Here is a 9,242-nt window from a genome sequence, read left to right on the forward strand (position 1 = left end):
AACGGGCTTGCCCGTCATGGCGGCACAACCGCTACAAATAGACTCGTCCTATGCTCACGATGCTGCTGTACGTGCTGATCGTCGGCTTGGTCGCCGCGGTGCTGTTCCTGCTGGCCAGTGCGGTGTTCGGGCGGTCCGAGGAGCTCGGTCCGCTGCCGGAGGGGACGACGGCCACGGTGCTGCCGGTGGAAGGGATCACCGGGGCGGACGTGCGCGCGTTGCGGTTTCAGCAGGTGGTGCGCGGATACAAGGCCGGAGAGGTGGACTGGGCGCTGGCCAGACTGGCCGCGCGGATCGATGAGCTCCAGCACCAACTGGCCGAGGCACAGGCGGCACGGTGGCAGACACCGATCGCGCCGGAGTCGAAATGACCGCCCTCGCCGATGACGGCCTGGTCCGCTGCGCCTGGCCGCTGGAAACCCAGCTGTACCGGGACTATCACGACAACGAGTGGGGCAAGCCGCTGCACGGCGACGACGCCTTGTTCGAACGGCTGTGCCTGGAGGCCTTTCAATCCGGCTTGTCCTGGCTGACCATTCTGCGGAAACGCCCGGCCTTCCGCACGGCGTTCGCCGGGTTCTCGATCGAGCGGGTCGCGGATTTCGGCGCCGACGACGTCGCCCGGCTGATGGCCGACGCGGGCATCGTCCGCAACCGGAGCAAGATCGACGCGGCGATCGCCAACGCCCGGGTTGCCCGGGACCTCGACGTCGGCTTGGACGAGTTGCTCTGGTCGTTCGCACCGCCGCCGCGCCCGCGCCCGCGCACCGGCGCCGACGTGCCCGCGACCACGCCCGAATCCGTCGCCCTGGCAAAAGAATTGAAACGGCGCGGGTTCCGTTTCGTCGGACCGACCACGGCGTACGCCCTGATGCAGGCGACCGGAATGGTCGATGACCACGTGGCCGATTGCTGGGTGGGCAGCGACCGGTCCGGCACGGGCCGACCGGTCACTTTTTGAACTCAGCTATCCGTCCACATCCGCGATAGGGAAGAATGGGACGGGTGTAGCTCGCCAAACGCCGGCGAGCTCACTGGTTGGTGACAACTGGAGTTCCAAGAAAGTGCGCAGCAGACCGCGCAGATCTGGAGGGAGCAGAGGATGGCGGCCATGAAGCCCCGCACCGGGGACGGTCCCCTCGAGGCAACCAAAGAAGGGCGTGGAATCGTCATGCGGGTTCCACTCGAGGGTGGCGGGCGTCTGGTCGTCGAACTCACACCGGACGAGGCAGCGGCGCTCGGGGACGAACTGAAGAGCGTCACGAGCTGAGTGGCCCCGGCTGAGCACTCGGCCCTCGCCGTCGCGGCCGGCGTCCTGGCCTGCCCGGAATGTCTCCGGGCGCGCCAGGACGCCGCGCCGTTGGCGCTCGAACCGCGCGATCGAGCATTGCGCTGCGGCCGCGGGCACAGTTTCGACGTGGCCAGACAGGGCTACGTCAGCTTGCTCACCGGCGCGTCGACCAAGATGACCGGCGACACCGCGGCCATGCTCGACGCTCGTGCCGCCTTCCAGAGCGGGGGCCACTTCGCGCCGATCGCCGACGCCGTGACGCGAGCCGTCACGGCGCGCCGAGCCGACGGCGCGGTGCTGGAGATCGGCGCGGGCACCGGCTACTACCTCGCCCGCGCGCTGGACGCCGCTCCCCCGGCCGTGGGCATCGGACTGGACGTGGCCAAGCCCGCCGTCCGCCGCTGCGCCCGCGCTCACCCGCGCGCCGCGGCGGTGCTGGCCGACGCGTGGCGCGGGTTGCCGATCCGCGACGGCGCGCTCGGTGGCGTGCTCTCCGTCTTCGCTCCACGCAACCCCGGTGAGATCGCCAGGGTCCTCGCCGACGACGGGCGCTTCGTCGTCGCCACCCCCACCGAACGCCACCTCGGCGAGCTGATCGAGCCGCTGGACATGGTGCGGGTGGATCCGGACAAGGACCGCAGGCTCGACGCCGCGATGTCCGGGCATTTCGAGCCGGTGGACCAGACGCTGGTCGAGTACCCGATGACGCTCGCCAGAGCCGACGTCGCGCACGTGGTCGGCATGGGGCCCTCCGCGCACCACGCCGCCGCCGGGGCCGAACGCCTCGCGCGACTGCCGGACACCGTCGAGGTGACCGCGTCGGTCGTGGTCGGCGCCTACCGCCCGGCGGCCTGAGCGCGCCGGTTCAGGCTTTCCTGATCTCGTCGTAGACCGCGACCGTGCGTGCCGCGATCCGCGACCAGTCGAACTCGGAGATCGCGCGCTCGCGGCCCGCGGCGCCGAGGCGAGCGGCCAGCGCCGGGTCGCCCGCGACTTCGTTCACCGCGGCGGCCAGCGCCCGCTCGTAGTCCTCGGCGGTGCCCGCGTCGTAGTGCACCAGCCGTCCGTTGCGGCTGTCGACCACCTCGGGGATGCCGCCCACGTCGGAGGCGACCACCGCGGTCGCGCAGGCCATCGCCTCCAGGTTGACGATGCCGAGCGGCTCGTACACCGACGGGCACACGAACACCGAGGCGGCGGCGAGGATCTGCCGGATCCGCTCGGTGGGCAGCATCTCGCGCACCCAGAACACGTTGCCGCGCCGCTGCCGCAGGTCTTGGACCGCAGCGGTGACCTCCTGGGCCAGCTCCGGCGTGTCCGGCGCGCCCGCGCACAGCACGAGCTGGATGTCGGGGTCGAAGCCGCGGGCGGCGGCCAGCAGGTGCCCCACGCCCTTCTGCCGCGTGATGCGGCCGACGAAGGCGACGATCGGGAGGTCGGTTCGCACGCCGAGTTCGGCGAGCACCGACGGCTCGCCCTCGGCCGCCGTCCCCGGATGCCAGATGGTCCCGTCGATGCCGTTGTGCACCACGTGGACCCGGTCCGGGTCCACCGCCGGATAGGCGTCGAGCACGTCACGGCGCATGCCCTCGCTCACCGCGATGACGGCGTCGGCGTGTTCCACGGCGTTGCGCTCCGACCAGGACGACAGCCGGTAACCGCCGCCGAGTTGCTCGGCCTTCCACGGCCTGCGCGGCTCCAGCGAATGCGCGGTCAGCACGTGCGGCACGCCGTAGAGAGTCGCGGCCAGATGACCGGCCAGGCCGCTGTACCAGGTGTGCGAGTGCACCACGTCCACCTCGCCCACGGCGGCGGCCATCCGCAGCTGGGCGGACATCATCTGCAGCGCGGCGTTGGCGGCGTAGAGCGACGGATCCGGTTGATGCACCACGGCATCCGCGCGATCCACGCCCATGCAGTGCACGGTCACCTCGCACAGGTGACGCAAATGCGCCGTCAGCTGCGTGACGTGCACTCCCGCGCCGCCGTACACCTCGGGCGGGTACTCACGGGTCAGCATCGCGACGCTCAGCCGGTCCCGCTCGGTGGAATCCACCGCCGAAGGTCCGCCATCCGTGCCGAAGCTCACCGGTTCAAAGTAGACGTTCGGGTCCGCGGCGGCCACTCACAGGCGCTCCACCCGGTAGTTTGGCAGGTGTGAGGAGCCAGCCGCACGTACTCGGGATCGTGCTCGCCGGTGGCGAGGGCAAGCGACTCTTTCCGCTCACGGCCGACCGCGCCAAGCCAGCCGTCCCGTTCGGCGGCGCCTACCGTCTGATCGACTTCGTGCTCAGCAATCTGGTCAACGCGGGTTTCCTGCGCCTGTGCGTGCTCACCCAGTACAAGTCGCACTCGCTGGACCGGCATATCTCGCAGACCTGGCGACTGTCCGGTTTCGCGGGCGAGTACATCACGCCGGTGCCCGCCCAGCAGCGGCTGGGACCGCGCTGGTACACCGGCAGCGCGGACGCGATCATGCAGTCGCTGAACCTGATCTACGACGAGGACCCCGACTACATCGTGGTTTTCGGCGCCGATCACGTGTACCGCATGGACCCGGAGCAGATGGTGCGCCACCACATCGATTCCGGCGCCGGCGTCACCGTGGCCGGTATCCGGGTGCCCCGCAGCGAGGCGAGCGCGTTCGGCTGCATCGACAGCGACGACTCCGGCCGCATCACCCAGTTCCTGGAGAAGCCCGCCCATCCGCCCGGCACACCGGACGACCCGAACGTCACGTTCGCGTCCATGGGCAACTACGTCTTCACCACCAAGGTCCTGGTGGACTCGATCCGGGCGGACGCGGACAACGCCGACTCCGACCACGACATGGGCGGCGACATCATCCCGTCCCTGGTCGCGGCGGGCCAGGCGAGCGTCTACGACTTCGCCGACAACGAGGTGCCCGGCGCCACCGACCGCGACCGCGGCTACTGGCGCGATGTCGGAACCATCGACGCGTTCTACGACGCGCACATGGATCTGGTGTCGGTGCACCCGGTGTTCAACCTGTACAACCGCCACTGGCCCATCCGCGGAGCCGCCGAGAACCTGCCCCCGGCCAAATTCGCCCAAGGCGGGCTGGCGCAGGAGTGCATCGTGGGCGCGGGCAGCATCCTGTCCGCCGCTACCGTGCGCAACTCGGTGCTCAGCGCCAACGTCGTGGTGGACGACGGCGCCACCGTCGAAGGCTGCGTGCTCATGCCGGGCGTGCGGATCGGTCGCGGCGCGGTGGTGCGGCACGCCATCCTGGACAAGAACGTGGTCGTCGGCGAGGGCGAGATCATCGGGGTGGACCTGGCGCGCGACCGCAGCCGCTTCGCCGTGAGCAACGGCGGTGTCGTCACGGTGGGCAAAGGCGTCTGGGTGTAACCGCGCGGCGAGCGGTCACGGCGCGCCCGGCTCCGGTGCGGACGGACCGATGCAGAACGGCGCGCAGGGGCCCGGCGTGCGCGGCACGGTGGATCTCGAGGCCTCACCGAAATCGGCGGTGCTCACCAGATAGACCGCCAGCAAGGCGAACAGCAGCACGGCGGCGAAAGCCACCATGGTCCGCCCCCAGTGGATCGGCTTGGGACGACGTTCGTCTTCGTCCCAGAGGAACATCATCATCATCACACCGCACCTCTTCCGCACCCGGTCGGAGCATGACCTCACCAGTATCGGCGATCATCGGTTTTTCATTGCGGTGTGCGCCGAACAATCGGGGCGCGGCGCGTTTTTCGCGAAGCGACGGCAGGGATTTTCGGAAAAACTCCGGCGGCGGGCATATTCCGCCGGACAGGCCACCACCGACGGCGGCCGCGACGGCGGGGACTACTGGGCCGGCGGAGCGACGTTCTGGGTGCAGAAAGGCTCACAGGATCCCGGTGGCGGAGGGGCTTTCTCGGGGCCGGTGTCGAAATCGGTGTTGCTGACCACCACCATCACCAGCACGGCTCCGAGAATCACCAGCAGCAGCGCCAGCATCGTGGGCCGCAACCAGCTCGTTCGGCGTTCCGTCACGACCTCCCCCATGGCCGCCATCTCGATGGGAGTTAGTTCACGCATAACAGTTTTCCTCACTGAGTTGTTTCTCAGCGCATACCCCCGATTCGGGGGAGAAATCACGCCGCGGCGCGGCTGCGGCGCGAACTAACCTCGTGAGGCACAGAGCAATCCGTCGCCGACCGGAATCAGCACACAGGTGAGTTCCGGATTCTCCGCGATCGCGCGAGTCGCGGCGCGCACCGCCTGGGTGGCCGGGTCGCGTTGCGCCGGATCGGGCACCCGCCCGCCGAGCAGCGCGTTGTGCAGCAGAATGGCGCCGCCGTCACGCAGCAGACGCACCGCTTGGGCGACGTACTCCGGGTGCTCCAGCGGCGCCGCGTCGATGAAGACCAGATCGTAGGCGCCGTCGGCCAGCCGGGGCAGCACGTCGAGCGCGCGCCCGTTGATCAGCCGCGTGCGGGCCGGCGGGATGTCGGCGGCGCGGAACGCCTCCTTGGCCGCGCGCTGGTGTTCCGGCTCCGAATCGATGGTGGTCAGCGTGCCGTCCTCGCGCATGCCGTCGAGCAGCCACAGTCCGCTGATGCCCGCGCCGGTGCCGACCTCGACCACCGCCCGCGCGCCGAGCAACTGCGCGTACATGCTCAGCAGCGCGCCCACCGAGGGCGGTACCGGGACCGCGCCGAGTTCGGTGGCCCGTTCCCGCGCGCCGACGAGGATTTCGTCCTCTACGACGGATTCCTCCACGTAGGCGAGATTCCGCTCCAGATTCGATGCCACGGGTATGAGGCTAACGCCGGGCGGGTGATCTCGGCGTTCCGGACAACACGCGCCGCCTCCCATTTCCGCCGCCGGTTTTCTCAGGTGTCCCTCAGGGTCTCCATAACCCGGCCATATCGAGACCAGAAAGAGTATGGGCAACGCAAGACCACCGACCGTGTTTCAACACGGGACGCGGGAACAACGACATACCGGTTGTCGGTTGTATCCGTACGTGACGGTCCGTAGACCCGGCCCGGAGCGAGTCCCCGACGTTTGCGGTCCCTAGTAGGAGGTAGCCCCATCCACATGGTCGATGCGGCGCGCGAATACGCCACCCTGCCCGAGCAGATCCTGCCGGTCGAAGCCGACTCCGCCGCGGAGGCGGCCGAGCTGACCGGGACTGCTGCCTTCGATGCCACCGGTGACCGGTCGGCGATGCCGACGTGGGACGAACTCGTCCGCGAGCACGCGGACCGGGTCTACCGCTTGGCCTACCGGCTATCCGGCGACGCACAGGACGCGGAGGATCTCACCCAGGAGACGTTCATCCGGGTGTTCCGTTCGCTGTCGAACTACCAACCGGGCACCTTCGAGGGCTGGTTGCACCGCATCACCACCAACCTGTTCCTGGACATGGTCCGCCGCCGGAACCGGATCAGGATGGAAGCGCTGCCCGAGGACTACGACCGGGTGCCCGCCGAGGGCCCCGGCCCGGAGCAGGCATACCACGACGCCCGGCTGGATCCCGACCTGCAAACGGCCCTGGATTCGCTCGCGCCGGAGTTCCGCGCCGCGGTGGTGCTGTGTGACATCGAGGGGCTGTCCTACGAGGAGATCGGCGCTACGCTCGGCGTGAAACTGGGCACTGTGCGCAGTCGGATCCACCGTGGACGTCAGGCCCTGCGCGACTACCTTGCGCATAATGGAAGTGAGCAGCGGTTCGCCGCTGACGCGAACACAGGGTGATTCGTCGGACACCGGCATCGCCCGAACGTCGGTCGATGTCGGTTGAAAGGGTGAGCACCGAATGAGTGGCGACTCCAGCACGTCCGGTCGTCCGCCCCGTTTTCGCCCCACCGAGCATCTGGCGAGTGAGGCGGTCGCGGCGTACGTCGACGGTGAGCTGCGGATGAACGCCTACCTGCGGGCCGCTCAGCACCTCTCGCTGTGTCCGGAGTGCGCGGCGGAGGTCGATGCCCAGCAACAGGCGCGCATCGCGTTGCGGCACGCCGGGCAGGTGGCGATCCCGACCGGCCTGCACGACAGCCTGACCAGGATCCCGCTCGCGGAACTCCCGGGCGGCGCCTCCAGCGGGCAGACGGCGTCCTCGCCGGCCGGTCAGTCCCCGCGCAACGAGGCGGTTTTCGGGTTTCTGACCGATTCCTTCACCGCGACCCGGTGGACAACGTGGTGGCGCAAGTAGAGTTTTCCGAGTGACCACCGAATCGACGAATTCCGGATCGGCCGACACCTCGGATTCGGCGGCCAACCGCGGGAATCTCCGTCCGCCGGACGCACCCGTGCTCGGCCCGCGCCCGGTCTACCGGCCCCATGTCGACACGCACACCGCGCGCGCCTTCCGCAGGCCCTCGGGCCTGTCCGGTTCGTTCGCCGAGCCGCTGCCGTTGCGCAAGGCGGGTTCGGCGCCGCAATCCGGCCCCGAACTGCACAACCGCCCGCCCGACGCGGTGCTGGCCGAGGCGTTCGGCCGCCCGGAGGGCTCCACCGAACTGTTGCAGCGCGATCCCGACGCCGCCGCGGGCCCCGCCGCCGTCGCCGGTCCGGCCGATCCCTGGCGTGACCCGGAGGCCCCCGCGCGTCTGGGCGCCCCCGCGGTGCCCACCCCCGAACCGCAGTCGCTGCCGCAGGCCGAGAAGCTCAGCGCGCGCGAAGTGCTGTTCGGCTCCCGGGTCGCGCCCAAGGCGCTGGCCGTGCTCGCGCTCGTCGCGCTCGTCATCGGCCTGCTCGGCGGACTGGTCGGACGGCTGACCGCGGAGACCGCCTCGACGCTCACCTCCCGCAAGGTGACCCTCGAACAGACCGGTGACGCCGATCGCCCGCACGGCCTGATCGCGCAGGTGGCCAACGCGGTGCTGCCCTCGGTGGTCTCCATCCGGGTGACCGTCGGCGACAACGGCGCCACCGGCTCCGGCGTGGTGATCGACGGCGGCGGCTACGTGGTCACCAACAACCACGTCATCTCGATGGCCGCCCAGGACAAGAGCAACCGGGCCACGATCCAGGTACAGTTCTCCGACGGCACCCGCGTCCCCGCCCAGATCGTCGGCCGTGATCCGAAGACCGACCTGGCCGTGCTGAAGGTCGATGTGAAGAATCTCACCGTCGCCCAGCTCGGCAAGTCCGGCGACGTCCAAGTCGGTGACGACGTGCTGGCCATCGGTTCGCCGCTCGGCCTGAGCAAGACGGTCACTTCCGGCATCGTCAGCGCTCTGCACCGCCCGGTGAAGCTGGAGGGCGAGGGCAGCGACACGAAGGCCGTGATCGACGCCGTGCAGACCGACGCCTCGATCAACCCGGGTAACTCCGGCGGCGCGCTGGTGGACATGGAGGGCCGGGTCGTCGGCATCAACACCGCCATCCGCAGCGAGACCGGCGGCTCGGTCGGCCTCGGCTTCGCCATCCCGGTGGACAAGATGACCGAGGTGGCCCAGACCCTGATCCGCGACGGCGTCATGCACCATCCGACCATCGGCCTGAGCGCGCGCACCAAGCAGGTGGCCAACGAGGTGATGAGCGGCGCGGCCGTGGCGGACGTCGTGGCGGGCGGCCCCGCGGCGCGGGCCGGGATCGTGGAGGGCGACGTGATCGTGAAGGTCGGCGATCGCGAGGTCACCAATCCCGACGAGCTGGTCGTCGCGGTGCAGTCACGCGAGATCGGGGAAACGGTGAACGTGCAGTTGATCCGCGATGGCAGGCAGGTGGACGTGCCTGTGACGCTGGAATCCGACTGAACCGCTGGTCGGATCGCCGGGTAGCCTGGTTACGTGTTCAGCAACATCGGCTGGAGCGAGATGGTCATCCTGCTCGTCGCCGCCCTCGTGATCCTCGGCCCGGAGCGCTTGCCCGGTGCCGTGCGCTGGACCACGCGCAGCTTGCGGCAGGTGCGTGACTACGCGAGTGGCGCCACCTCCCAGTTGCGGCAGGAACTCGGGCCGGAATTCGACGATCTGCGCAAGCCGCT

13 protein-coding genes are annotated in these 9,242 nt (G+C 69.6%); 9 read left to right on the plus strand and 4 right to left on the minus strand.

What is annotated here, in order from left to right; all coding sequences use genetic code 11:
- Nucleotides 1-50 precede the first annotated feature (50 nt).
- The 4 genes from ON27_RS22500 to ON27_RS22510 all read left to right on the plus strand — a co-directional run bounded on the left by ON27_RS22500 (nt 51) and on the right by ON27_RS22510 (nt 2,146).
- Nucleotides 51-371: a DivIVA domain-containing protein gene (locus ON27_RS22500; RefSeq protein ID WP_043731319.1), complete on the plus strand. Its 321-nt coding sequence runs from the start codon at nt 51-53 to the stop codon at nt 369-371.
- Nucleotides 368-961, plus strand: a complete 594-nt coding sequence (locus ON27_RS22505) for a DNA-3-methyladenine glycosylase I (RefSeq protein WP_043731324.1) — start codon at nt 368-370, stop codon at nt 959-961. Before ON27_RS22500 ends, ON27_RS22505 begins: the two co-directional genes overlap by 4 nt.
- Before the next feature lie 141 nt (nt 962-1,102).
- Nucleotides 1,103-1,270 (plus strand): DUF3117 domain-containing protein, encoded by a 168-nt coding sequence (locus tag ON27_RS41445; RefSeq protein ID WP_011211259.1) that lies wholly within the window; start codon nt 1,103-1,105, stop codon nt 1,268-1,270.
- A gap of 45 nt (nt 1,271-1,315) precedes the next feature.
- On the plus strand, nt 1,316-2,146 hold the full coding sequence (locus ON27_RS22510; protein WP_043731346.1) for a putative RNA methyltransferase: 831 nt from the start codon (nt 1,316-1,318) through the stop codon (nt 2,144-2,146).
- Nucleotides 2,147-2,156: 10 nt separating this feature from the next.
- Here the strand turns inward: ON27_RS22510 and glgA are convergent, their stop codons facing one another.
- Entirely contained in the window at nt 2,157-3,323 is a 1,167-nt protein-coding gene (gene glgA, locus ON27_RS22515; RefSeq protein WP_043731348.1) for a glycogen synthase, read from the minus strand.
- 125 nt (nt 3,324-3,448) lie between these two features.
- Here glgA and glgC point away from each other — a divergent pair, with 125 nt between their 5' ends.
- Complete coding sequence (glgC, locus tag ON27_RS22520; protein WP_043731327.1) at nt 3,449-4,663, plus strand: glucose-1-phosphate adenylyltransferase; 1,215 nt, start codon at nt 3,449-3,451, stop codon at nt 4,661-4,663.
- Nucleotides 4,664-4,678: 15 nt separating this feature from the next.
- Here glgC and ON27_RS22525 read toward each other — a convergent pair whose 3' ends face one another.
- The 3 genes from ON27_RS22525 to ON27_RS22535 all read right to left on the minus strand — a co-directional run bounded on the left by ON27_RS22525 (nt 4,679) and on the right by ON27_RS22535 (nt 6,058).
- Nucleotides 4,679-4,906 carry a hypothetical protein gene (locus ON27_RS22525; RefSeq protein ID WP_043731331.1) on the minus strand — a complete coding sequence of 76 codons (228 nt, stop codon included), beginning with the start codon at nt 4,904-4,906 and terminating at the stop codon, nt 4,679-4,681.
- Nucleotides 4,907-5,107: 201 nt separating this feature from the next.
- Entirely contained in the window at nt 5,108-5,341 is a 234-nt protein-coding gene (locus tag ON27_RS22530) for a hypothetical protein (protein WP_157227281.1), read from the minus strand.
- An 84-nt stretch (nt 5,342-5,425) separates the two neighbouring features.
- Complete coding sequence (locus tag ON27_RS22535) at nt 5,426-6,058, minus strand: O-methyltransferase (RefSeq protein WP_372478679.1); 633 nt, start codon at nt 6,056-6,058, stop codon at nt 5,426-5,428.
- Between the two features lie 288 nt (nt 6,059-6,346).
- Here ON27_RS22535 and sigE point away from each other — a divergent pair, with 288 nt between their 5' ends.
- The 4 genes from sigE to tatB all read left to right on the plus strand — a co-directional run.
- Nucleotides 6,347-7,006 (plus strand): RNA polymerase sigma factor SigE, encoded by a 660-nt coding sequence (gene sigE, locus ON27_RS22540; protein ID WP_245560055.1) that lies wholly within the window; start codon nt 6,347-6,349, stop codon nt 7,004-7,006.
- 61 nt (nt 7,007-7,067) lie between these two features.
- A complete protein-coding gene (locus ON27_RS22545; protein WP_043731336.1) occupies nt 7,068-7,463 on the plus strand; it encodes a hypothetical protein in 396 nt (131 codons plus the stop codon).
- Nucleotides 7,464-7,473: 10 nt separating this feature from the next.
- A complete protein-coding gene (locus ON27_RS22550) occupies nt 7,474-9,012 on the plus strand; it encodes a S1C family serine protease (protein ID WP_043731338.1) in 1,539 nt (512 codons plus the stop codon).
- A 33-nt stretch (nt 9,013-9,045) separates the two neighbouring features.
- Nucleotides 9,046-9,242: Sec-independent protein translocase protein TatB (tatB, locus tag ON27_RS22555; RefSeq protein ID WP_043731343.1), on the plus strand; the 197-nt coding region annotated here is incomplete at its 3' end.

It is taken from the genome of Nocardia asiatica NBRC 100129 (assembly GCF_000308415.1).
In the GTDB taxonomy this organism is placed as follows: Bacteria; Actinomycetota; Actinomycetes; order Mycobacteriales; family Mycobacteriaceae; genus Nocardia; species Nocardia asiatica.

What these genes read in the sequence shown, in the direction of transcription:
- ON27_RS22500 (WP_043731319.1), top strand. Translation starts at nt 51, where the DNA reads ATGCTCACGATGCTGCTGTACGTGCTGATCGTCGGCTTGGTCGCCGCG.
- ON27_RS22505 (WP_043731324.1), top strand. Translation starts at nt 368, where the DNA reads ATGACCGCCCTCGCCGATGACGGCCTGGTCCGCTGCGCCTGGCCGCTG.
- ON27_RS41445 (WP_011211259.1), top strand. Translation starts at nt 1,103, where the DNA reads ATGGCGGCCATGAAGCCCCGCACCGGGGACGGTCCCCTCGAGGCAACC.
- ON27_RS22525 (WP_043731331.1), bottom strand. Translation starts at nt 4,906, where the DNA reads ATGATGATGATGTTCCTCTGGGACGAAGACGAACGTCGTCCCAAGCCG.
- ON27_RS22530 (WP_157227281.1), bottom strand. Translation starts at nt 5,341, where the DNA reads ATGCGTGAACTAACTCCCATCGAGATGGCGGCCATGGGGGAGGTCGTG.
- sigE (WP_245560055.1), top strand. Translation starts at nt 6,347, where the DNA reads ATGGTCGATGCGGCGCGCGAATACGCCACCCTGCCCGAGCAGATCCTG.
- ON27_RS22545 (WP_043731336.1), top strand. Translation starts at nt 7,068, where the DNA reads ATGAGTGGCGACTCCAGCACGTCCGGTCGTCCGCCCCGTTTTCGCCCC.